Annotated in this window: 26 protein-coding genes and 1 tRNA gene; 11 read left to right on the forward strand and 16 right to left on the reverse strand. The window is 64.1% G+C overall.

What is annotated here, in order from left to right:
- Nucleotides 1–6: 6 nt before the first annotated feature.
- The 6 genes from DT068_RS14485 to DT068_RS14510 all read right to left on the reverse strand — a co-directional run bounded on the left by DT068_RS14485 (nt 7) and on the right by DT068_RS14510 (nt 6647).
- Nucleotides 7–2568: a GcvT family protein gene (locus DT068_RS14485; RefSeq protein ID WP_119390548.1), complete on the reverse strand. Its 2562-nt coding sequence runs from the start codon at nt 2566–2568 to the stop codon at nt 7–9.
- A gap of 102 nt (nt 2569–2670) precedes the next feature.
- A complete protein-coding gene (locus DT068_RS14490) occupies nt 2671–4185 on the reverse strand; it encodes an ABC-F family ATP-binding cassette domain-containing protein (protein WP_119390549.1) in 1515 nt (504 codons plus the stop codon).
- 230 nt (nt 4186–4415) lie between these two features.
- Nucleotides 4416–4952: a DUF924 family protein gene (locus tag DT068_RS14495; protein WP_119390550.1), complete on the reverse strand. Its 537-nt coding sequence runs from the start codon at nt 4950–4952 to the stop codon at nt 4416–4418.
- Nucleotides 4949–5458: a molybdopterin-guanine dinucleotide biosynthesis protein B gene (mobB, locus tag DT068_RS14500; protein WP_119390551.1), complete on the reverse strand. Its 510-nt coding sequence runs from the start codon at nt 5456–5458 to the stop codon at nt 4949–4951. Before mobB ends, DT068_RS14495 begins: the two co-directional genes overlap by 4 nt.
- Nucleotides 5455–6063, reverse strand: coding sequence for a molybdenum cofactor guanylyltransferase MobA (mobA, locus tag DT068_RS14505; protein WP_119390552.1), 609 nt, complete (start codon nt 6061–6063; stop codon nt 5455–5457). The genes mobB and mobA overlap by 4 nt, the downstream gene beginning before the upstream one ends.
- Nucleotides 6060–6647, reverse strand: a complete 588-nt coding sequence (locus DT068_RS14510; RefSeq protein ID WP_119390553.1) for an MOSC domain-containing protein — start codon at nt 6645–6647, stop codon at nt 6060–6062. Before DT068_RS14510 ends, mobA begins: the two co-directional genes overlap by 4 nt.
- Before the next feature lie 62 nt (nt 6648–6709).
- On the opposite strand from DT068_RS14510, the gene DT068_RS14515 reads away from it, so the two are divergent.
- Nucleotides 6710–6934 (forward strand): sulfurtransferase TusA family protein, encoded by a 225-nt coding sequence (locus tag DT068_RS14515; protein ID WP_119390554.1) that lies wholly within the window; start codon nt 6710–6712, stop codon nt 6932–6934.
- On the forward strand, nt 6931–7809 hold the full coding sequence (locus DT068_RS14520) for a dimethylarginine dimethylaminohydrolase family protein (protein WP_119390555.1): 879 nt from the start codon (nt 6931–6933) through the stop codon (nt 7807–7809). Before DT068_RS14515 ends, DT068_RS14520 begins: the two co-directional genes overlap by 4 nt.
- 112 nt (nt 7810–7921) lie before the next feature.
- Here DT068_RS14520 and DT068_RS14525 read toward each other — a convergent pair whose 3' ends face one another.
- The 6 genes from DT068_RS14525 to DT068_RS28020 form a co-directional block, all read right to left on the reverse strand.
- Nucleotides 7922–8269, reverse strand: coding sequence for a Spx/MgsR family RNA polymerase-binding regulatory protein (locus DT068_RS14525; protein ID WP_119390556.1), 348 nt, complete (start codon nt 8267–8269; stop codon nt 7922–7924).
- An 18-nt stretch (nt 8270–8287) separates the two neighbouring features.
- The gene (locus tag DT068_RS14530; RefSeq protein ID WP_119390557.1) at nt 8288–9430 is read right to left on the reverse strand and encodes a CobW family GTP-binding protein; all 1143 of its coding nucleotides are present in this window, start codon (nt 9428–9430) and stop codon (nt 8288–8290) included.
- A 144-nt stretch (nt 9431–9574) separates the two neighbouring features.
- The gene (locus DT068_RS14535; RefSeq protein WP_162914199.1) at nt 9575–10780 is read right to left on the reverse strand and encodes a D-alanyl-D-alanine carboxypeptidase family protein; all 1206 of its coding nucleotides are present in this window, start codon (nt 10778–10780) and stop codon (nt 9575–9577) included.
- Nucleotides 10781–10958: 178 nt separating this feature from the next.
- Nucleotides 10959–11882 carry a dihydrodipicolinate synthase family protein gene (locus tag DT068_RS14540; RefSeq protein ID WP_119390559.1) on the reverse strand — a complete coding sequence of 308 codons (924 nt, stop codon included), beginning with the start codon at nt 11880–11882 and terminating at the stop codon, nt 10959–10961.
- Nucleotides 11883–11978: 96 nt separating this feature from the next.
- Nucleotides 11979–12992, reverse strand: a complete 1014-nt coding sequence (locus tag DT068_RS14545) for a hypothetical protein (protein ID WP_119390560.1) — start codon at nt 12990–12992, stop codon at nt 11979–11981.
- A gap of 75 nt (nt 12993–13067) precedes the next feature.
- Nucleotides 13068–13259, reverse strand: coding sequence for a hypothetical protein (locus DT068_RS28020; protein ID WP_162914171.1), 192 nt, complete (start codon nt 13257–13259; stop codon nt 13068–13070).
- Between DT068_RS28020 and DT068_RS14550 the strand changes: the two genes are divergently transcribed.
- Nucleotides 13240–13620, forward strand: a complete 381-nt coding sequence (locus DT068_RS14550; RefSeq protein ID WP_368904730.1) for a VOC family protein — start codon at nt 13240–13242, stop codon at nt 13618–13620. The genes DT068_RS28020 and DT068_RS14550 overlap by 20 nt on opposite strands.
- Before the next feature lie 24 nt (nt 13621–13644).
- Here DT068_RS14550 and DT068_RS14555 read toward each other — a convergent pair.
- Nucleotides 13645–13730: transfer RNA gene (locus DT068_RS14555), tRNA-Leu, on the reverse strand.
- Between the two features lie 83 nt (nt 13731–13813).
- On the opposite strand from DT068_RS14555, the gene arfB reads away from it, so the two are divergent.
- From arfB to DT068_RS14575, 4 genes are all read left to right on the forward strand, one after another.
- Nucleotides 13814–14233 (forward strand): alternative ribosome rescue aminoacyl-tRNA hydrolase ArfB, encoded by a 420-nt coding sequence (gene arfB, locus DT068_RS14560; protein WP_119390561.1) that lies wholly within the window; start codon nt 13814–13816, stop codon nt 14231–14233.
- A gap of 42 nt (nt 14234–14275) precedes the next feature.
- Nucleotides 14276–14848, forward strand: coding sequence for a hypothetical protein (locus DT068_RS14565; protein ID WP_162914200.1), 573 nt, complete (start codon nt 14276–14278; stop codon nt 14846–14848).
- 87 nt (nt 14849–14935) lie between these two features.
- On the forward strand, nt 14936–15544 hold the full coding sequence (locus DT068_RS14570) for a YqaA family protein (protein ID WP_119390563.1): 609 nt from the start codon (nt 14936–14938) through the stop codon (nt 15542–15544).
- Nucleotides 15545–15634: 90 nt separating this feature from the next.
- Nucleotides 15635–16099, forward strand: a complete 465-nt coding sequence (locus tag DT068_RS14575) for a disulfide bond formation protein B (protein ID WP_119390564.1) — start codon at nt 15635–15637, stop codon at nt 16097–16099.
- On the opposite strand, the gene DT068_RS14580 is transcribed toward DT068_RS14575, so the two are convergent.
- Entirely contained in the window at nt 16100–16684 is a 585-nt protein-coding gene (locus DT068_RS14580; RefSeq protein ID WP_119390565.1) for an HNH endonuclease, read from the reverse strand. It abuts the gene before it with no gap.
- Nucleotides 16685–16792: 108 nt separating this feature from the next.
- Nucleotides 16793–17434, reverse strand: a complete 642-nt coding sequence (locus tag DT068_RS14585; RefSeq protein ID WP_119390566.1) for a DNA-3-methyladenine glycosylase family protein — start codon at nt 17432–17434, stop codon at nt 16793–16795.
- A 38-nt stretch (nt 17435–17472) separates the two neighbouring features.
- Here DT068_RS14585 and gluQRS point away from each other — a divergent pair, with 38 nt between their 5' ends.
- A complete protein-coding gene (gene gluQRS, locus DT068_RS14590) occupies nt 17473–18321 on the forward strand; it encodes a tRNA glutamyl-Q(34) synthetase GluQRS (protein ID WP_119390567.1) in 849 nt (282 codons plus the stop codon).
- Nucleotides 18322–18449: 128 nt separating this feature from the next.
- Here gluQRS and DT068_RS14595 read toward each other — a convergent pair whose 3' ends face one another.
- Nucleotides 18450–18647 carry a DUF1674 domain-containing protein gene (locus DT068_RS14595; RefSeq protein ID WP_438816435.1) on the reverse strand — a complete coding sequence of 66 codons (198 nt, stop codon included), beginning with the start codon at nt 18645–18647 and terminating at the stop codon, nt 18450–18452.
- 110 nt (nt 18648–18757) lie between these two features.
- Here DT068_RS14595 and htpX point away from each other — a divergent pair, with 110 nt between their 5' ends.
- From htpX to DT068_RS14610, 3 genes are all read left to right on the forward strand, one after another.
- Complete coding sequence (htpX, locus tag DT068_RS14600; protein ID WP_119390568.1) at nt 18758–19681, forward strand: zinc metalloprotease HtpX; 924 nt, start codon at nt 18758–18760, stop codon at nt 19679–19681.
- Nucleotides 19672–20991, forward strand: a complete 1320-nt coding sequence (locus DT068_RS14605) for an RsmB/NOP family class I SAM-dependent RNA methyltransferase (RefSeq protein WP_119390569.1) — start codon at nt 19672–19674, stop codon at nt 20989–20991. The genes htpX and DT068_RS14605 overlap by 10 nt, the downstream gene beginning before the upstream one ends.
- 122 nt (nt 20992–21113) lie before the next feature.
- Nucleotides 21114–22802 (forward strand): heparinase II/III family protein, encoded by a 1689-nt coding sequence (locus tag DT068_RS14610; RefSeq protein ID WP_119390570.1) that lies wholly within the window; start codon nt 21114–21116, stop codon nt 22800–22802.
- Nucleotides 22803–22829 lie beyond the last annotated feature (27 nt).

Genomic DNA, 22829 nt, shown 5'->3' on the forward strand with positions numbered 1-22829 from the left:
TGGAGCTCAGCTCCGGGGCTTCAGGTTTTCCGGATCATAGAGCGGCTTGTAGCCGACACTTGCCACCTCGACCGGATAGGTCTCGGCGAAATACTCGACATGGAGCTTTCTTCCTTCCTGGCAATAGGCCCAGGGCAGATAGGCGAGCGCGATGTTCTTGCCGATGGTGGGGCCGAAGGCGATGGAGGTCGTATAGGAACGGCGGCCGAGCTCGTCCACCAACACTTTGCCGGTGTCCGGATCCATGACCGGCAGGGTACCGACCGGATAGCGCTTCACCCCCTTTTTGTCGGTGTTCTCCGTCATCACCAGCGTGCACAGCATGGCCGGCTGGTGCGCGCGCGCTCTGTATTCCAGATGCTTCGCCTTGCCGCGGAAGTCCGCTTCCTTGACCTTCGGGCGCGCAAGGTCGGCCTCGATGAGATTGTATTGGGTGAGGAGATCGGCATTCTGCAGGCGCAGGCTCTTTTCCATCCGGCGCGAATTGGCATAGGTCTCGACCCCGAAGGCCATCACGCCGGTCGCGCGCAGCGCGTCCCACACGGCGAGGCCGTCCTCATATCTCATATGCAGCTCCCAGCCCTGCTCGCCGACATAGGAGATGCGGAAGGCGGTGACCTTCTTATCCGCGATCTCGATCTGCTTGATCGCGGCGAAGGGGAAGTTCTCGTGATCGAGGCCGGCGGGATCGGCGACGGCCTTCTTCAGCGTGGCGCGCGCATTCGGGCCCCAGATGCCGATGGTGACATATTTTTCCGAAGTGTCCGTGATCGTGACGTCGAGGCCGCGGTCCTCGGCGACGCGGCGCATATAGTGGAAATCGCGCGGGCCCGCATCGGCGCCGTTCACCAGGCGGCAGCGGTCCGCCATGCGGAAGACGGTGAAGTCGGCGCGCACCATGCCTTCGTCATCGAGGAAGTGGGTATAGATGCCCTTGCCGATATTCGCATCGCCGCCGATCCTGGCGGCGCACAGCCATTCCAGCAGCTCGACATGGTCCGGCCCCTCGATGTCAACCATGTGGAAATGCGAGAGATTGACGATGCCGCAATCCTCGCTCATCGCCAGATGCTCGGCGTTGGAGACACGCCAGAAATGGCGGCTGTCCCATTCGTTCGGACGCTCCGGCACGCGGTTGTCGTATTTCTTCAGGAGGTGCTCGTTGGCGGCATAGCCATGCGCGCGCTCCCAGCCGCCGAGCTCCATGAAATAGCCGCCCAGCTCCTTCTCGCGCTCGTAGAAGGGCGAACGCTTGATGTTGCGGCCCGTCGCATAGGGCTCGCGCGTATGCACCGCCGGGTAGTAGATCTTCTGGGCGGCCTCGAAGGTGCGGCCCTCGATGAACTTTTCCTCGAGCTGGTGCGGATAGAAACGGGCATAGTCGATCGAAGCGTGGTCGATTTCGGTGCGCCCGTCGGTCATCCAGTCGGCGATCAGCTTGCCATAGCCGGGGCCGTCCTTCACCCAGATGGCGACGCAGTACCACAGGCCGCGCACCTTCTGGCTCTCGCCGCAGGATGGGCCGCCGGCGGCCGACACCTGCAGGAGCCCGTTGAAGGAATGGCTTTCATTATAGCCGAGCTCGCCGAGGATCGGGGTGAGCTCCATGGCGCGCTCGAGCGGCTCGATGATCTGCTCCATGTCGAGATCGCGCTGCGAGGGCGACAGGCGCGCCTCGTGCTTTTCCAGGATGTCGCGCGGATGGCAGAGGCGCGGATGGGTCGTCTCGTAATAGCCCCATTCGATCTGGCCGCCTTCGGCGGTCTTGGGATCGCCGGTGTCGCGCATATAGGCGGAGTTGCCCTGGTCGCGCAGCAGCGGATAGCCGATCTCCTTGCCCGTGCCTTCGAACTGGTTGAACGGGCCGAAGAAGGACAGCGGATGATCGACCGGCATCACCGGCAGGTCCTCGCCGGCCATGGCGGCGATCAGCCGGCCCCAGATGCCGGCGCAGACCACGACATGGTCGGCCATGATGGTGCCGCGATGGGTGGCGACGCCCTTGATGCGGCCCTTCTCGACGACGAGCGAGGTCGCCGGCGTATGGCCGAAAACCTTGAGCTTGCCGGATTTCTCAGCCGCATCGATGAGCTTGCCGGCCACCGTCTGCGAGCGCGGAATGACGAGGCCGGCATCGGGATCGAACATGCCCCCCATCACCTGGTCTTCCTCGATCAGCGGGAACAGCTTCTTGATTTCGGCAGGCGAGACATAATGCGCAGCTGTGCCGAAGGCCTTGGCCGAGGAGAGCTTGCGCTTGATCTCCTCCATCCAGATGTCGTGGCCCTTGCGCGCCACTTCGAGGCCGCCGATCCGGGCGTAGTGGCCCATCTTCTCATAGAAGTCGATCGAGTACTGCGTCGTCCACACCGAAAGATAGTCGTGGCTCGTGGTGTAGCAGAAGTCGGAGGCATGCGCTGTCGAGCCGATATCGGTGGGCACGCCCGATTTGTCGATGCCGACAATGTCGTCCCAGCCGCGCTCGATCAGATGATGGGCGACGGAGGCCCCGACGATGCCGCCCAGCCCGATGATGACAACCTTCGCCTTTTCGGGGAACGCCGACATGGATGCTCCTGATAAGTCCTTCGATCCGATTGGGGCACATTAGTGAGCCCGTTTCAACGGTCGTGAGATGGAACGACCAGAGGCGAGCCGATTCCGACAAACTCACCCCGCAAGCAGTTGCGCAAAGATCGGCCCCGGATCGTCGATCTCGGCCAGCTTCCTGGCCGAAATCACCCAGACGCGTGTCGCCACGGCGCGGACGAATGCCCGGTCGTGGCTGACCAGAAGGCAGGCGGCGCCGTGCTCGATCAGCTCGCTTTCCAGCATGTCCTGGCCCTCGATATCGAGATGGTTCGTCGGCTCATCCAGCAGGTAGAAATTCGGCTCGCACAGCTTAAGCAGCAGCATCGCGAGCCGCGCCCGCTGGCCGCCGGAAAGCCGTGCGACGGGCGTCACCTGCGCGTCGATGCCGATCCCCGCCCCGGCGAGCCGCGCCCTCGCCTGATGGTCGCTCAGGCTGCTGGACCGCTTTACCGCGTCCCAGGGTGTCGGAAACCTGTCGAGTTGCGCCAGCGCCTGATCGGAATTGCCGAGTCTCAGGCTCGCAGCACCCCTTATATGCGCATCCTCCCCGGCAAGAGCCGCGCGCAGTCTTTCGACCAGTCGGGTCTTGCCCGTCCCGTTGGCCCCGAGCAAGGCGATCCGATCCCCTTTCTCGATCCAGAGCTTCCCGGTGCGGAACAGAAGCCGCCCGTCCGGCGTCGTGATCGCCGTATCGTTGATGGTCACCAGCGCCTTGGCATGGGTGCCGCTGTTGGTCAGGCGGATCGTCCCGGCCGAGCGTTCCTGATGCGCCGGCCGCGCCCGCTCTTCCAGCCTGTCGGCCCTTTCGGAAAGCTGCCTGGTCTTTACGACCAAAAGGTCGGAGCCGGAATTGATGCCGATATTCTTGAGCTTGGCCGCCTGCTTGCGCAGATCCCGGACCTTGCGCATGTCGTTCTCATACTGGCGGTCCCGCGCCATATCGCGCTCTCCCAAGGCCTGGAGAGCGCGGGAATAGGGAAGCGCGTAATCTTCACTTTCCTGCGGGCGCAGGAACAGGGTGCGGTTGGTCACATCATCGAGAAAGGCGCGATCATGGCTCGCCGCGATCACCGCGCAGTCGCGCGGCAGGGCCATGAGAAACCGCTCCAGCACGCCGATCCGGCCAATGTCGAGATGGTTGGTCGGCTCGTCCAGGAGAAGGAGATCGGGTTCGGTCACGGCGGCCCGCGCCAGAAGCATGGTGCGCTGCCAGCCGCCGGACAGGCTGCGAATAGCGCGGCCTCTTATGGCCTTGTCCACCTGGAGATCATCGAGCAGGACATCAACCCGCCAGCTCTCCGTTTCGGCGATCTCAGGGGAAAGCGCGTCGCGCACCGCGTCATGGAAGCTGAGCGACAGCAGGTTTTCGGGCACATCCTGCGATGCGAAGGCGACGACCAGACCGCGCATATGGGTTACGGCGCCTGTCGTGGCGTCTTCCTCGCCCGCCACGATGCGCAGGAGCGAGGATTTGCCTCGCCCATTGGCCGCGACGAGGCCGAGGCGGTCGCCCTTGGCGACAGAGAAATTGAGTCCTCTGAAAAGGAACTCGCTGCGGGTCAGGGAAAGGTCTTTGACGGAGATAAGGGACATTGCGGTCTCATTGAGTCAGGGCGGCACAACCAGCTGTGCCCGGAAAGGCTGACGATGAGACGGCGATGCGTTCCTCTGTCAGCCCCGCGAGATCAAGCGCGGGGCGAAGACAGGTCCACGAGTTCGGTGATGGAAGTGCTGATGCAGCACCGACTTCCTCTCCTGTTTTGAACGCAAAGCCAACCTAGTCCGCTTAGCGCCGGATTGGCAATACCGCGCAGGGCGCCGGATCACCCCTTGAAGCCGCCCGCCGCGAGGAAAGCCAGTTCCTCCGGGCTCGATTTCCGCCCCAATATGACATTGCGGTGCGGGAAGCGCCCGAAGCGGGCGATGATGTCGAGATGGAGCTTGGCCCAATGGACCATGTCGCCCGGGTCGCGCGCCGTGAACAGGGCGACACAGCGCTGCTGAGCATCGAGATCCTCGGCATGTTCGTAGGGCATCAGGAACCATCTCGCCTGTGGCGCCGGGAACTGCAGATGATCGCCGCGCGCGATGGCCTCTTTGGCGAGCGCCAGCGCCTTCTTGTCGGCGGCGAAAGCGAGCGGCGAGCCGCGATGGATATTGCGTGAGAACTGGTCGAGCAGGATGACGAGCGCCAGGGCACCTTTCGGCGTCTTCGCCCAGTGGTCGAAGGCACCCTCGCGCGCTTGCGCCAGCGCCTGCTTGAAGCGCACCGACAATTGTCCGTCGAAAGCAGCATCCTTGGTGAACCAGCGGTCTTCGCCGGCGCTGAACCAGAAATCGAGCACGTCGTCCGGCGTCATGTCCTGGCAAGCTCCATATGCCTGATGATGAAATCCGTGAGCGCTCCGACGTGATCGCGGTCGAAGACCGGCACCGGCGCATCGGCGATTGCGCCATTGGCGGCGATCGCCACGATGGTCGGATCCTCGCCCGCGAGCTTCGGGTGATCGAGGCTTAGATTGCGCACCTCGATCTTCTCATGCGTTCCGTGCTTGTAGCCCTCGACGATCACGAGATCGCAAGGATCGAGCATGCCGAGGATCGTTGCGAAGGACGGCTCCGCCTCGCCGCGCAATTCATGGATGATGGCCCAGCGCTGGCCCGATATCACCGCGACCTCGCTGGCGCCGGCCTGCCGGTGGCGGAAGCTGTCGCGCCCTTCATGATCGATGTCGAAGGAATGATGCGCATGCTTGACGGTGGCGATGCGATAGCCGCGCCCCGTCAGCTCGCGCACCAGCTTCTCGACCAGCGTGGTCTTGCCGGCATTCTTGAAGCCGGCGACACCGATGACCTTTTGCATCATGGCCGGAACTCCGCCTGGATCTCGAGCGCGGTGCTCACATCCGCTGGCCCATTGATGTTGAAGAAGGGATCATAGGGCTGGACCGGCCATTCGGCGACGCCGGCATCATGGCCGAGCGCCCAGTGATGGACCGAACGTGGGCTGCTCTCGATGAACTCTGCAAGCTGCGGCGCAAGCGTCGCTTTCCACAGGCCGAAAACCGGATGCAGCCTCTCGCCGGACCGTGCCACGGCCATGTCTTTCCCGGCCGCCGCATCGGCGAGCTTCGCCACCAGATCGCGCGGGAAGAACGGCGTGTCGACGGCAGCCGTTGTGATCCAGGCGACATTGTTCCGCGCCGCCCAGCGCAGCGCAGCGAGAATGCCGGCGAGCGGACCCAGATGATCGCCTTCGGGGTCCGTTACGACCGGCAGGCCATAGCGACCGAGGTCGCCTCTATCCTCATGCACATTGATGATGAGCGAAGCGGCCTGGGGCCTGAGCCTTTCGATGGCGCGGTCGAGCAGTCTCGATCCGTCAAGAATGAATCGCGCTTTGTCTTCGCCCATGCGGCGCGATTGCCCGCCGGCCAGGATGCAGCCGGCGATATCGCGGGCGGGGTTCACGCGGGGGCGCCGCCATAAAGGCGCTGCGGCGGGATCCAGATGGTGATGGCATCGCCGACGCGCACATCGCCTTCGCGCTCGACCCAGGCGGTGATGCCGCGCTTGTGCTTGGCGGCCTTCACGAAGCCGACCTTCTGATCCGGATTGTGCTTTTCGATGATCTCGGCCGGATAGCGGCAGGGCTCGTTCTCCATGTCGACCACGATGGTGGCGCCGGAGGGGAACTGCACCCGCGAGGAGGGCGGCAGCAGCGTGAGGTCGGCAATGCCGGACGTCACCATATTGGCGCCGACCCATTCGGGCTTGACGCTCGGAATCTCCATGATCGCGGCTATGTCGGCCAGCTCCTCGACCGAGAGCAAAGTAAGCTGGCGCACATTGCGGATCGGCGTGTTGCGCGGATATTGCCTTATGGTGCGCACATCGGCGGGCCGCGTCAGCCCGCTATGGCAATCGCCTGCGATCCCGTCGAAGCGCAAGGTCAGCGCGTCGGTGGGTGATTTCTCGAGACCGGTCTTGCGGTCTTCATTCTTGAGCAGCGCCTCGACGCGTCCGGTCGTGGCGAGCTTGGTCAGAAGGGGCATGAAAATCTCCTATCGGCCCGTCGCATAGCAGGTCGCGGATAGCCCCGCTATAGTGCGCGGCCATGACCGAACATGAACTCGATGCCCGGGGGCTTTTATGCCCGCTGCCGGTGCTGAAGGCCCGCAAGCGCCTGGAGGGCCTCAAATCCGGCGAGATGCTGAAGCTCATTGCCACCGACCCCGCTTCCGTCATAGACGTTCCGCACTTCTGTACCGAGCAGGGCCATGAGCTCGTCTCGCATGAGACGAAGGAAGGCCGCCATATTTTCAGGATCAGGCGCAAATGAGCTTCGACTTCGGCAGTTTCAACAATTGGGGATCGCTCAGGCGGGTGGCGGTGCGTCCGCCCTCGGTCGCCTTCAAGAGCGACGCGCGGCTCGATGCCGAATGGCGGCCGCTCAACTACCATTCGCGGCCCGATCTCGCCGAGTCCAACCGGGAATTCGCGCGTGTCGAGGCGATTCTGAAAGTCGCCGGCGCCGAGGTCATCCCTTTGCCCGATGGCGACGGGCTGACGCTCGATTCGCTCTATACCCATGACGCGCTGATCGTGACGCCCAATGGCCTGGTCCGGCCGCATATGGGCAAGCCGCAGCGCCGCCGCGAGGCGCAGGTCAATGGCGCGCATCTCGAAAAGCTGGGCTTCCCGATCGCCGGCGAGATTGCGGCGCCCGGCTCGGTCGAGGGCGGCGATCTCGTCTGGATCGATCGCCACACGCTGCTCGCCGGCATCGGCTATCGCACCAACCGCGAAGGCATCGCGCAATTGCGCAGGCTTGCCGGCCCCGATGTCGAGATAATCGAATTCGACCTGCCGCATTACAAGGGCAGGAGCGACGTGTTCCATCTGATGTCGGTCCTGAGCCCGCTCGATAAGGACCTGGCGGTCGTCTATTTGCCGCTGATGCCGGTCAGGCTCGTCCAGTTCCTCGAAAGCCGCGGTATCGGCTTCGTCGAGGTGCCGGATGAGGAATTCGACTCCATGGGCTGCAATGTCCTGGCCATCGGCCCCCGCCACGCCATGATGGTGGCGGGCAACCCCGAGACCGAGCGCCGCATGAAGACGCAGGGAGTCAAGGTCGAGGTCATCAAGGCCGACGAGATCTGCCGCAAGGGCGAAGGCGGCCCGACCTGCATGACGCGCCCGCTGGTCCGCGGATAATTCCGTCATCCCGGCGAAAGCCGGGACCTCCTGAATAAGCGCGAGCGGGCGACGCTGCCCGGTTGGTGAGAATTTAAGGGGTCCCGGCTTTCGCCGGGATGACGGGATTGGGTTAACCGATGAATCCCTTCACCTTGTCCGAAAATCCCACTGTCACCGACCCATCCTTGTGCTCGATGAGCGGCCGGCGGATGAGCGAGGGATTTTTCACCGCGAGCGACACGGCCTTGGCCTCGGTGAGGTTCTCCGTCTCGGCAGCCGGCAGGCCGCGCCATGTATAGCCGGCGCGGTTGATCAGCTTCTCCCAGCCGCCCAGCGCCTTCGACCACTTCGCCACCTGGTCCTTCGACAATTTGTCTTCCTTCACGTCGCTGAAGTCATAGGCCTTCTTCTTCTTGTCGAGATAGTCCATGGCCTTCTGGCAGGTGGTGCATTTCTTGAGGCCGAACAGCTTGAGCATCGGGAATCTCCGGGGGGTCTAGGATGGCGTGTTGAGGGAAAGTGTCTTGTCGGTGTGGAAGGCGCCGGCGCCCGAGATCTGGTCGGTGAAGGCCTTGAACAGCTCCTCGATCAGGCGCTTCTCGATGTCCTTGACGATGAAGACGAGGCGGGTGCGCTCGTCGCCATCCGGCCATTCGGCAAGCCGGACGGGCGGGTGATAGATATGCTGCACGCCATGCAGCACGATCGGACGCTGGGGATCATCGGCGACCTTCACGATGCCCTTCATGCGCAGCATATTGGCGCCGTGGAAGGATTGTAGAAGCCCCAGGAACATATCGAGCCCCGCCGCGCTGATGGCGCGCTCGTCCGAGAAGGTGAAGGAGCGGATATGGTCGTCATGGCGCGACACGTCATGATGATCATGGTCATGGTCGTGATGATGATGGTGGTCATGGCCGTGATGATGGCGCTGCCGCCGCCGCTTCTCGCCCGTCGCATAGGCTTCGGCGCTGAGCCAGCTGCGCACATCGAGCGACTTGGTCTCGGGATTGTAGAGGCCGCTGTTGAACAGACGCGCCGCGGTCGCCTCGCCGCGATGGGTGGTGAGGATGCGCGCCGCCGGGTTGAGCGACCGGAGCCTGCCGATCAGCGAATGGAGCGCGTCTTCGCCCGCCCGCCCCGACAGGAGGTCGAGCTTGGTCAGCACCAGCCGGTCGGCGACGGCGGCCTGCTTCACGGCTTCGGCATGGGCATCGAGCGTCGCCTCGCCCTGGACGCCGTCGATGACGGTGATGACGCTTTCGAGCCGGCAGCGCTGCAGCAGTTCCGGCTCGCTCATCACCGTATGCAGGACGGGGGCGGGATCGGCGAGGCCGGTCGTCTCGATGATGATGCGGTCGAATTTTTTGAGCTCGCCCTGGTCGCGCCTTGCGATGAGCTTCGCCATCGTGTCGATGAGATCGCCGCGGATGGTGCAGCACAGGCAGCCGGACGACATTTCGAAGACATTCTCGTCCGAGCGCTCGACCAGCAGATGGTCGAGGCCGATCTCGCCGAACTCATTGATGATGACGGCGGCATTGCCCAGCATCGGGTCCTTGAGGAGCCCATTGAGCAGGGTCGTCTTGCCGGCGCCGAGGAAGCCGGTGATCACCGATACGGGGAGGATGTCATTCATGTCGGGCTGATATAGGCGATCATCCGCCGTCCGTCAGCCCCGGCAAAACCTCACCTGTTTCATACGTGATTCACCCCTGGCTCATGCCGGAGCGAGGCGGGCCTGCCCGCCGAAGCGAAGCCTCGGCTTCGCGAAGGCGGGAACTCAGTTCTTCTTGCGTTTCGCCTTTTTCTTCTTGCGCGGCATGCCGGCATCGCCCTGCGAGGCGGCCGGCACGATGCGCTCCTCGGTGGCGCGCGCCAGATTGGCGATCGAGGCGAAGCCTTCCGGCGTCATCACATCGCAATAGCTGTTCTGCTTCTTGAAAGCGGCGCAGACCGACAGCGAGGCGGCCTGGTCGAGATCCCACACCATGGCACTGTAGCCATTGGTGCCGGGAATGCGCACGACGCCGGCGGTCGAGTTCTGGATCATGTCGCGGGCCCCGAGCAGGCGGCCGCGCAGCGCCATATCGGCGGTGGCGGGCTTGTCATAGGAGCCGAAGGACACGCCCCAGCCGGTCAGGCCGGAGGCCCTGGCGATCGCCGTGGGCTTGCCCTTGCACACCGTTTGGGTGAGATCGGCCGGCACCAGGGTGCCGAGCTGCGCATTGGCGATGGCCGAGAGGCGCATCTGCTGCGGCTGCGGCGGCTTGGCGAAGCCCGAGGTCAGCATCATCTCGGCGAGGTCGGCGCGCTCCCTGCCGCCCGAGGCGCCGAGCACGATGGCGATGAGCTTGCGGCCATTGTCGGTCGCCGAGGCGACGAGATTGAAGCCCGAATTGCAGACGAAGCCGGTCTTCATGCCATCGGCCGTCTTCATCTTGCGCAACAGCGAGTTGCGGTTGAGCAATTTCCTTTTGCCGAGCGCCACGTCGGCTTGCGAGAAATAATGCGCATGCTCGGGGAAATCGCGCAACAGCGCCGTCGCCAGCACGCCGATGTCGCGGGCGCTTGTGACCTGGCGCGCATCGAACAGGCCGTTGGGATTGGCATAATGGGTCGCCGTCATGCCGAGCCGCTTGGCCTCGGCATTCATGAGCTTCACGAATTCTTGATAGTTGCCGCTGGCGCCTTCCGCAAGGACATAGGCCATGTCATTGGCGGAATAGATGAGCAGCATCTGCACCGCGAGATCGACCGTGATGGTGGTGCCGGGCTTCATGCCGACCTTGCTGGCCGGCTGGCTCGAAGCGAGCTGCGACACGGCAAGCTTCTGGTCAGGCGTCATCTCGCCGCGCTTGAGCTTTTCGAAGATGACATAGGCCGTCATCAGCTTGGTGAGCGAGGCCGGATACCAGGGCTCGCCGGCCCGGTCCTGCGACACGACCTCGCCGGTCGCGGCATCGAAGAGAAGGGAGGGTCCGGCCAAGGCCGGTTGTGCGGCGAATGCGGCCGCAACCAACAGCGATAGGGTCCTGAGACGTAATCGTGCCGCCACAATGTCTTCCTTCTAACTTCGAAAACCCCGTCTCGCCTGCCGGACTACCGCACCCTTGGGCGAAGATCAACAGGTGTGCGCATCGTGGAACCCCCGCGATACGGGAAGCCTACGCCAGGATTTTGTCGAGATTTGGCATTTTGAGGCCGAGATCGTTAAGAGTTGTTTCGAGTCTTGCCCAATCCGGATCGGAAAGCGCCATCAGCGGCGGCCGCATGATCCTGAACCCCGGCGCCTTGCCATATTCGGCCACCGTGCGCTTGAGGCCGGGCATCATTGCGGCCGTGTCATAGGCCGCGCGCATCGCGTTGAGCGCCGTCTGCTTGGCCGGAGCATCGGCGCCGGCGCGTGTCTCATAGAGATTGACGATGGCGCCCGGATGGATATTGGCCATGGCCGAGATGCAGCCTGCCCCGTTGTGGCGCATGGTGTCGAGCAGGAAGCGTTCCGAGCCAGAGAACACGCGAAAGCCCGGAAAGGCATCGAGCATCGCCCTGGTGTTGGCGAAGTCGCCGCCCGAATCCTTGATGCCGACCACCGTGTCGGGATAGCGCTTGATCAGCCTCTCGATGAGCGGCATCGTGATGGCGATGCCCGACACTTGCGGGATGTGATAGAGGCAGACCTTGAAGGCGGCAGCCCCCACCCGTTCGATCGTCTCGGCATAGAAGGCGAAGAGCCCGTCCTCCGGTACCTGCTTGTAGTAGAAGGGCGGCAGCATCAGCACCGCCGCCGTCTTCGCCTTGGCGGCCGCCTCGCACAAGGTGACGGCATCGCTCAGCGCGCAGGCGCCGGTGCCGGGCATCAGCCGCTCGGGCGGCAGCTCGTTCTCGATGAGGAGGCCCAGAAGCTCGAGCTTCTCCGCCACCGACAGCGAATTGGCTTCCGAATTGGTGCCGAAGACGGCGAGGCCCGATCCTTGCGACAGGATCCAGCTGCAGAATTTGACGAAGAGCGGACCGTCCGGCTTCAGCGTCTTGTCGAAAGGCGTCAGCACGGGGGCGAAGACACCGGCGAGATTTTCGTGGGCCATGGGACGATCCGGTCAATGCGTTGAGATATCCGCTCCAGGCTTATGCTTGCGCGCTGCGTGAGTCAAAGAGCTTGTGCGGACGACAGCCATGCCGGATCAGCGAGGCGTCAACAGAACCTGCTCGCTGAGCAACGCGGTCCGCGTCGAGGCGATCTCGTAGCCCGCGGCCTCGGCAAGCGGCGCGAAGCCCGCAATGCCGCGCGGGATGATCTTGAAGCCTGACATGGCGATCATGCGCCGGCGGATCTCATCGTCATGGGTCACCGAGCCCGCGACGAGGCGGGCACCCTCATGCAGGACGCGCAGATTGCCGATGATCGCATCGTCGCTGCCATATTCGAAGAGGCCGCCTTCGCTTGACGCGGCGATCACGCCTTGGGTTCGCCTGATATCGGCAACGAGCGCCGCGAGCGGGCCTGTGTCGCTCCAGTCGTAATCTTGCGGCACGAAGGAAATGTCGAGTCCGAAGAGCGGACCATCGTCACCCTTGAGAGCCGCAAGCGCATTGGTGCCGAAGAAGGCGCCGTCCGGATTGCGGTCGAGGACGTGGATGGTGATCCGGCGGTGCAGGAGCTCGGCCCGCTTCCGCTTGAGCAGGATCAGCGCATTGACCGCATCGAGCGCCGGCCCGCCGGCAATGTCGATGAGATGCAGCGGCGCGTCGGTGGCGAAGGCCGGGTCTTCCGCGATCCCATCGGCGATGAGGCCCGCCACCTGCTGCATGCGCAGGCGCAACAGCTTGATATGGGGCGATGACGCGAAGCGCTTGTCGGCCGGATGATCATAGGGCGGCACCAGATTCTCCGGCCCGAGCTTCATCACATAGGTGCTGAGGCTGTCGAGATAGCTCGCATCCGATGTGAACAGGGCGGCGGCGAGGCGCGATTTCTTCGCGAACTGGCGGATCAGGAAGCGCAGAAGAAAGCGCGGCATGAAGCGCCGCTGCCGGTCGTCGCGCCGGAAAGCCTCGCGCAGGGCGGCGAGCGAGGCCTGGTCCTCGGGGATGGCGAAGCTCGGATGGGTGACATCGATGACCGGCAGATCATGGCCTTCACGGGTTCGCGCGAAGAGAACAGCGGGCGTTTGGGGAGGAGGCTGACGCGTATTCATGAATGAGATCCCCGATGGCCGGCGGCAAAAACCTTGAATGCGCCCATCACTAGCGCGCATCCCGGCGAAGTGGAATCACTTCGCCGAGAAGGATTCGCGCCAAATCAATATCTTGGAGCAAATCCTTATCGCCAAAGTCTTCAACTTTGGCGGGATTTTCTCTAAGTGGTTCACTATAGCTACGTCAAACTCTGCATAGGCTTCAGGCACCGAGGTGACCATGACGGGCTTGCTCAAAAATCGGTCGATGCCGTCGGCGACGGTCATACCGCAGCTCCCTTACACGGATGTCGGCAGAGCCGCGGACTGGCTGTGCCGCAGTTTCGGCGCGACCATCCGGCTGCGCATTGCCGATCATCGCGTGCAGCTCAATCTGGGCGACGGTGCCGTTGTGGTCGTCCAGGGCGACCCTGCGCGCGCCTCCTTGATGGTGCGCGTGGCCGATGTCGATGCGCATCATGCCCGCGCCGTGGATCAGGGGGTGCGCATTCTTCATCCGCCCGCCAGCTATCCTTATGGCGAGCGCCAATATACGGCGATCGATTGTGGCGATCACATTTGGATCTTCTCGCAGTCGATTGCGGATGTGGCGCCTGAAACATGGGGCGGTACGCCTGGCCTTCGATAGGCGAGGTTCTCTCGGCGAGAGCCATGGTGCCCCTGGAGGGACTCGAACCCCCACGCCCTTGCGAGCAACAGATTTTGAGTCTGCCGCGTCTACCATTCCGCCACAGAGGCCAACCGAGGGCAGGGTGTAGAGGGAGGCTGGCCTCCCCGTCAAGCTTCCTTACTTGGCGGCGGAATCAGGCTAGATTGGCTCAATGATCCGCATCACCGCCAATATATCGATCCCGGAAGACGCCTTGACCGAGCGCTTCATCCGCGCCTCGGGCCCGGGCGGCCAGAATGTCAACAAGGTGGCGACCGCCGTCGAATTGCGCTTCGAGTTGGCGCGCGCCGCTCTTCCCATCGACATGGTCCAGCGCCTGCATGTCCTCGCCGGGCGCCTGCTCACCCTCGATGGCGTGCTTGTCATTGCCGCCGACACCCATCGCTCGCAGGAGCGCAACCGGGCCGAGGCGCGCGGCCGTCTCATCGACCTCCTGCGCCGGGCGGCAGTCAGGCCCAAGAAGCGCATCGCCACGCGGCCCACCAAGGCCTCGAAGCAGCGCCGGCTTGACTCGAAGGCGCGCAACGCGAAGATCAAGTCGCTGCGCCGCGTCCGTCCCGGGCATGATTGAAAGGGGCTGTCGCCTCATCCCGCAGCTGGAGGGGTACCCCTGGTGAAGATCGCGATGGCGCCGGAAGAGTTGCGGACATTTTCCAGCTTCCTGAGCTGCTCGCGCCGCTATGTCGAGTTCGGTTCGGGCGGCAGCACCGTGCTGGCGGCGGGCCATGTGGCTCAGTCGGTGATCGCCTTCGATTCATCGCGGGAATGGCTTGACCGTGTCGCGAACGCCTGTCGCGAGGGGAGAACAAGATTGACGCCCGAGCTCGTCTTCCTCGATATCGGCGAGCTTGGCGACTGGGGCTTCCCCAAGGATGAGTCGGCGCGCGCGCGCTGGCCGCTCTATCATTCGAGCATGTGGAGCGAACCGCGCTATTCGGCCGGCGATCTCTACCTGATCGATGGCCGTTTCCGTGTCGCCTGTTTCACCCAGGTGCTGCTGCATGCGGATGACCGGGCGCTCGTCGCCATCCATGACTACGCGCTGCGGCCGCACTATCACCGTGTCGCCGCACTGGCCCGCGAGATCATCCGCGTCAAGGATCTTTCCGTCTTCATCCGGCGCGCCGATTTCAACCGCAAGACCGCGCTCGATCTCCTCGATGACCACGCCTATGACCCGCGGTGAGCCGATGCGTAAAAAATGGTCACCCTATCGTGGCGTCGCAAGTGGGCCCTCGACGGGAAAGCTTCGGACCGCTAGACAGCTTGCCTCATGTTGCGCGCCCTTTACGACTGGACCCTGTCTCTCGCCGCCCGCAAGACCGCGGAATTGTGGCTGGCCGTCATCGCCTTTGTCGAAAGCTCGGTCTTTCTGATCCCGGCCGACGTGCTGTACCTGCCGATGGCGCTCGCCCGGCCGGAGCGCGCCTATCGCTATGCCATCGTGGCGACGATCGCCTCGACCTTGGGGGGCATCGCCGGCTATTTCCTGGGCTATCTCGCTTATGACGCGCTGGCCCGTCCCGTCCTTGATTTCTATGGCAAGCTCGATGACTTCGAGCAATTGCGCCAATGCACCGGCGAGGACACGATCATGCTCCTGTTGGTGACCTCGGGACTGGCCCACTTGCCGCCGATCAAGGTCGTCACCATCCTGGCGGGCGTCGTGCAGATCAGCTTCGCCTTCTTCGTCATCTCCTGCATCGTCGCCAGGGGGGCCCGCTTCCTGGCGCTCGCCTGGGCGATGCGCCGCTATGGCGAGCCGATCCGCCATTTCATCGAGAAGCGCCTGGGCCTGATCGCCGGCCTTGCCGCCGCCATACTTATCGCTCTCTATTTCGCCGCCAAGTATTTCGGAGGAGGGGCGTTAGCCGCCTGCTAAAGCATCGGCCCGAAAAGCATGCGGCCGGGCTTGACCCGGCCATGCGAAGCGGTTTTCGGACAAGCCGATGCGACAAAAGAAGAGTGAAAAATGATCCTGACCCAGCGCACATCCTTGATGATCATCTTCATCGTCAGCCTGCTGACGATTATCGGCGCTTTCATCTTCCAGTGGGCGGGCTATGAGCCCTGTCCGCTCTGCCTCATGCAGCGCTGGGCCTATTATGCGGCCATTCCCCTGAGCCTCGTCATAGCCGGGGTTGCCGGCACCAATGCCGGCGTCGCCCGCTGGGGCCTCCTGCTGCTGGCGCTCGTCTTCATCGCCAACAGCGTCTTCGGCATCTATCACGCCGGTGCCGAATGGAAGTTCTGGCCGGGCCCCGACACCTGCGGCGGCACCCTGGGCGACGGCCTGCCGAGCCTCACCAACGATCCGGTGGTGCGCTGCGATGAGGCGGCGATCCGCATTCTCGGTCTGTCGCTCGCCGGATGGAATGCGGTGATCTGCGCGGCACTGGCCATCGTCGCGCTGAAGGGCGCCTCGCGCCGGATTTGATTACGGCTCCAGTTCCGTATCCCAGTAGAGATAGTCCTGCCAGCTGTCGTGCAGGAAATTGGGCGGAAACATCCGCCCGTTGGTGTGCAACTGGTTGATCGTCGGCCGGATCGGCTTGTGCTCCGGCCACATCTTCGCTTCCTGCGGCAGGTGCCCGCCCTTCCTGAGATTGCAGGGCGAGCAGGCGGTGACCACATTGTCCCAGGTCGTCTGGCCGCCTTTCGAGCGCGGGATGACGTGATCGAAAGTGAGATCGTGCCGGTCGCCGCAATATTGGCAGGTGAAGCGGTCGCGCAGGAACAGGTTGAACCGCGTGAAGGCTGGGTTGCGCGCCGGCTTCACATAGGTCTTGAGCGACACGACCGATGGGATGCGCATCTCGAAGGCCGGGCTGCGCACGACGCGCTCATATTCGGAAACGATATTCACCCGGTCGAGAAAGACCGCCTTGATGGCGTCCTGCCAGCTCCACAGCGACAGGGGGTAATAGCTCAGAGGCCGGTAATCCGCATTGAGCACCAATGCGGGGCATGCCTCCGGAGATATGGTTGGATGGTGAACTCCGGCACCGTCCTCCTGTAACATGGCTCCATATTCTACATCTTGTATGTCAGGCCTGTGAAGGGGGATATTAGAGCGGGCGCGAAAAAGTGGAGGGCGGCTTTTCCGCGAAAAGCCCGCTTCGGCATAGAGTTACACCGCCTGTGGCAGGCCCTTGAGGCTGCGATAATGGGCCCAGAGCAGCCTTGCGGCAACCGAGCGCCAGGGCCGCCATTTTTCCGCCAGCTCGAGCATGGCGCGCGCATCGGGGCGCTTGGCGAGGCCGAAGAGATCGGCTGCCGATGCCTGGAGCGCCAGGTCGCCGGTCGGCCAGGCATCGGCGCGTCCGAGGCAGGACAGCACATAGATATCGGCCGTCCACGGGCCGATGCCGGGCAGCGCCACCAGAGCGGCAATGGCGTCCTCATTGGAATGAAGATGGAGCTTGTCGACCAGGAGCTCGCCCTTATGGGCGGCCTTCGCCAGGCTGCGGAAAGTGCGGCTCTTGGCGCCCGACAGACCGAGCTTCATCAGGGTCGCGTGCCGGCGGCGCAGGATCGCCGGCGGGTCGAGCGGCGCCAGTTCCTTCTCGATGCGCCGCCAGATGGCGTCCGCCGCCTTGAGCGAGATCATCTGCTCGGTGATGATGCGCAACAGCCCGGGCAGGCCGCCTTCGGCGCGCCTGAGCGCCGGCAGGCCGGTGGCCTCGGTGACGCGCCGGAAACGCGGCTCACAGGCCAGGAGCCATTCCACCCCTTCCTTCAGGTCGTCTTCGCTCTCGATGGTCTTGTGCATGGCGCGTGTTATAGAGCATCGCGCCGCCGGAAACAGTCATGAGCCCTCCCGTCTTTCGCTTTGCCCCGAGCCCCAATGGCCGTCTGCATCTGGGCCATGCCTATTCGGCGTTGCTCAATGTCGCGATGGCGCGTGCCGCGGGCGGACGGTTTCTGCTGCGCATAGAGGATATCGACACCTGGCGCTGCACGCCCGCGCTCACTGAAGCGATGCTCGCCGATCTCGCCTGGCTGGGGCTTCATTGGGAAGAGCCGGTGCTGCGCCAGAGCGAGCATATTTCCGTCTACACGCAGGCACAGCAGCGGCTGAAGGAAGAGGGCCTGCTCTATCCCTGTTTCTGCTCGCGCCAGGATATTTCCCGCGCCGGAAGCGACGGGCCGCGCGATCCCGAAGGACAACCCGTCTATCCCGGCACCTGCCGGCATATGGCCAAGGAGGAGCGCGACCGTCGCCTGGCCTGTGGCGAAGCTGCTGCCTGGCGCATCGACATGGCGAAGGCCGTGGCGCTTCTCGCCGCCCCGCTCGTTTTCATCGAAGCGGGCGAGGGAAGCGACAGAAGCGAAACCGCGCATCCTGAAAACTGGGGCGATGTCGTCCTCATCCGCAAGGATATCGCCACCAGCTATCACATCGCGGTCGTCGTCGATGATGCGCGCCAGGGCATCACCCATGTGGTGCGCGGGCGTGATCTCTTTCACGCGACCTCGATCCACCGGCTGCTGCAGCATCTGCTCGCTCTGCCGGTGCCGGTCTATGTCCATCACAAGCTGATCGATGATGAGCAAGGGCGCAAATTGTCGAAGAGCCTGGGCAGCCGCTCGCTCGCTGACCTGCGCCAGGAGGGCGTGTCGCCGGCCGATGTCAGGAGAGCGCTGGGCTTTTCATAATTACATACCGTCATCCCGGCGAAAGCCGGGACCCCCTGAATAAGATCAAGCGGGCGGTGCGTTGCACTTTGGAGCAATTTAATAGGCCCCGGCCTTCGCCGGGGTGACGATATAAGCAGGTAAGCTTGTCAAAAGTCGCTGGCGATGCCCTTGATTTCCCAGTCGCCGAACCGGGTCGGTTCCAGTCCGTCCCGGCCATTGATTTCCTTGGGAAGATCGGTAGCCGCTTTTGTCTTGCGCCGCGCTTCGGCCTCCTTGAGAGCCCGTTCCGCAGCGGCGGGTAGAGTCTTGCCGGTCTTGTCCTTGCCGTCAGCCATACCCATCATATAGGGCATCGGCCCGAAAAGTGCGACGCGGTTTTCGGACGAGCAGATGCCGGCTAAAAGAGAGCTGATTTGCACGCTATGCAAGGCGAGCGCGGAAGGAGATTGAGTCGATGAATGTGATGCGTACCGGAATTCTGCTGGCGGGGCTGATGGCCCTGTTCCTGGCCGTCGGCTACGCCATTGGCGGGCAGACCGGCATGCTGGTGGCGCTCGTCATCTCGGTCGGCATGAATATCTTCGCCTATTGGAATTCCGACAAGATGGTGCTCTCGATGCATGGCGCGCGCCAGATCGACCGCGCCGCGTCGCCCGAATTCTACGACATGATCGCCAAGCTTTCGCGCAATGCCGGCCTGCCGATGCCCAAGGTCTTCATCATGGACAATCCGCAGCCCAACGCCTTCGCCACCGGGCGCAACCCGGAGAATGCCGCCGTCGCGGCGACCAACGGCCTCCTGTCGTCGCTGAGCTATGACGAGATCGAAGGCGTCATGGCGCATGAGCTCGCCCATGTGAAGAACCGCGACACGCTCATCATGACGGTGACCGCCACCATTGCCGGCGCCATTTCGATGCTCGGCAATTTCGCCTTCTTCTTCGGCGGCCGCGACCGCAATTCGGCGCTCGGTCCTTTCGGCACCTTGCTCATGATCATCGTGGCGCCGCTCGCCGCCATGCTGGTGCAGATGGCGATCAGCCGCACCCGCGAATATTCGGCTGACCGCGGCGGGGCCGAGATCTCGGGCAAGCCGATGGCGCTCGCTTCCGCGCTCAACCGCATAGCGGGTGCTGCGCATCGCATCGAGAACGACACGGCCGAAGCCAATCCCGCCACCGCCCACATGTTCATCATCAATCCGCTGTCCGGCCACCGCATGGACAACCTGTTCTCGACCCATCCTGCGACCGAGAACCGGATTGCCGCTCTCCAGCGCATCGCCACCGAGATGGGCACGGCGCCTCAAGCAGCGCCTGATCATCCGTCAGGCCCCTGGTCGACATCCGATACATCGCCCAAGGGCCCATGGGGCTGAGCGAAGCCGCCAAGCCGGACGGCAAGGCAGGGCTTGCGGCGCGCCGCGCCGCGCTCGCCATTCTGGCCGCGGTCACGGGCGAGGCGCGTCATTTCGATGATGCGCTGATGCGCGATTGCACGGCTGAGCTTGCGCCGCGCGACCGGGCTTTCGTGACGGCGCTGGTGCAGACATCGCTGCGCCGCAAGGGCGAATGCGATGCCGTCATTGCGCAGTTCCTGGCGAAGAAGCTGCCACGCAAATCGGGCGGGGCGCCGCTCATCCTGCTGATGGGTGCGGCACAGCTGCTTTATCTCGAAGCCCCGCCGCATGCGGTGATCGATACCGCCGTGACCCTGGCGCGCGATGACCGCGATGCCCGCCATTTCTCAGGATTGATCAATGCCGTGCTGCGCAAGGTTGCGGCGGCGCGTCCCCCGGGCAAGCCGCATCTCAACGTGCCGCAATTCCTGTGGCGGCGCTGGACGCAGAATTACGGCCGCAGAATCGCGCATGAGATCGCCGCCGCTCATGCCGAGCCGCCGCCGCTCGATCTCACCGTCAAGGCCGATCCCGAAAAATGGGCCGAAGCGCTCGATGGGACTCTCCTGCCGACAGGCTCGCTGCGCCTCAGGAACCGGCAGAGCGCCATCGAGTCGCTTGCCGGTTTCGCCGAGGGCGCCTGGTGGGTGCAGGATGCCGCCGCCGCATTGCCGGCGCGTCTCCTGGGTGATGTTGCCGGCAAGTCGGTGCTCGATCTCTGCGCCGCGCCCGGCGGCAAGACGGCCCAGCTCGCCGCCGCGGGTGCGAAGGTGATGGCGGTGGATCAATCGGCGCCGCGCATGGAGCGCGTCCGGCAGAATCTCGATCGCCTGCGGCTTGCCGCCGAGCTTCATGTCGGTGACGCGCTCGATGTCTCGGGCCGGCTTTTCGATGCGGTGCTTATCGATGCGCCCTGCTCGGCGACCGGCACCATCCGCCGCCATCCCGATCTGCCGCATATCAAGAGCGAAGGGCAGATCGCCGAGCTCGTCACTCTGCAGGAGCGCCTTCTCGACCATGCGGCGACTTTGCTGCGACCGGGCGGCAGCCTGGTCTATTGCACCTGCTCGCTCGAGCCCGAGGAGGGCGAAGGCCAGGTCGGACGCTTCCTCGAACGGCATTCAGACTTCGAGCGCCAACCCGTGACGGCAGGCGATGTCGCGGGCGAGGCGCAGTTCATCACCGCGGATGGCGATCTGCGCACTCTGCCATCGATGAATATCGGGGCAGATCAAGGGCTTGACGGATTTTACGCGGCAAGGCTCACGAGGCGCTTCCCGCCGAAGTGACCTCGGTTTGGCGATTAGGAAGCGCTCCAAGGAAGACCCTGTTAGCCAATCCTTAACCTTGACCCTCTCCAATAGACCGTCGCCCCAATCCGAACGATGCCTGAACCTGTCGAACCATCGCCATGTTGCGTGCCCTCGAGTCCCGTTTCGAATTCCTCGGCCCCTTCCGGGCGGCCGTTGGCGCGACCTTGCAACCTATTGAAAAGGCCCAAGATCTAGGAAGCCGCCTGCTGCGCCGCTGGCGCCCGGCAAGGCTCGCCCGACCGATTGTTCCGCTCGTTCTGGGCAATCCCGATCTCGGCCGCCAGATCTACCGCAACCGCTTTTCGCTGGCCGGGCAATCGGTTTCGGGCGGCACCGCCAGCATCTTCCTCAAATCCGTGCTCGACCCCGCCTGGCTCATCGAACTGCATGGCTTCACCTGGCTCGCGCATCTCGAAGCCGCGGGCTCGGCCATGCACCGCGCCTATGCGCGAACCCTCATCCTTGACTGGATGAACGCGACCAAGAGCCTGCCCCCGGAAGCGCGCCAGAGCGATGTCGCGGCGGTGCGCCTGATGGCGTTGGTCCGCCACGCGCCGTTCCTCATGAAAGGGGCGGGGTCCTTCTTCGAGGAGAAATTCCTGCGCCTCATCGCGCGCGAGACGACGCAGCTGGCGCATGAGCCTGGCCGCATCGAGCAGGCGCTGGCGCTCGCTTATGCGGTGACCGCGTTCGAATCAACCGCCGCCTTCCGCAGCCACGCTTATGAGCGGCTCGAAGCGGCAATGGCCGAGCATATTCTGCCCGATGGCGGCCATGTCTCGCGCAATCCCGCGATCCTGCTTGGCCTTCTGCTCGATCTCGTGCCCCTGCGCAGCGCCATCATCGCCGCCCGCGAGCCCCTGCCGCAGCGGCTCAATGCCGGCATCGAGCGCATGCTGCCGATGCTGCGCTTCTTCTGCCATGGCGATGACGGCCTTGCCGTCATCCAGGGTGTCGCCGATCCGGCGGTGCGCCAGATGCGCGCCGTCTTCGGCCAGGACACCACCTTGGGCCGGCCCGTGTCGCTCGCCGCCTATTCGGGCTTCGTCCGCCTGGCGCATGGCGGGGTGACGGTGATCGCCGATTTCGGCCCCGATGCCGCCTGCGCCGGTCCGCTCGCTTTCGAGTTCTCCGACGGACCGCATCGCATGATCGTCAATTGCGGGCTTCCGGCCGACGGCTCGAAGCGCTGGATCTATGCGGCCTCGGGTCCGGCCGCCCATAACACGCTGAGCCTCGACTCCTTCGCCGCCGAAAAGGCGCAAGGCGCGCTGGCGCGCTGGGCCGGGTCCTTGCGCAAGAAGGAGAGCGAGCGGCGGGGCGTGAGCGAGACGGGTGATTTCGGCACCTTGTTCCGGGGCGGCGCCGTGCTCGACGGCAGTCTCCTGCATGAGCGCAATCTCTATCTGTCGATCATGGGCGATGATTTCCGCGGCGAGGACCGTCTCAGCCGCGATGCCGGAAGCGATCCCGCGCTGACCGGCCTTCCCTATGTGCTGCGCTTCCACCTCCATCCCTCCGTCAAGGCGACCTTGTCCAAGGACGGCGAGACGGTCATGCTCATCCTGCCCAACCGCACCGCCTGGCGTTTTGCCGCCAAGGGCTGCGTCATCGATCTCACCGACAGCGTCTATCTGGCTGGCCTCCCGCAGCCGAGGCGCACCCAGCAGATCGTGCTCAAGGGCGTCGTCGGCCGGCATGACCGGGTGAACTGGGCCTTCAAGCGCCTGGCCAGGCGCGACAAGCGCGAGGCGGCCGAAACCCGTAGCCCCGAGCTGCCTTTCTGACACCGGGATGCGCGCGAGCGGCCATTG

The sequence above is a fragment of the Taklimakanibacter lacteus genome (genome assembly GCA_003576695.1).
In the GTDB taxonomy this organism is placed as follows: Bacteria; Pseudomonadota; Alphaproteobacteria; order Rhizobiales; family Aestuariivirgaceae; genus Taklimakanibacter; species Taklimakanibacter lacteus.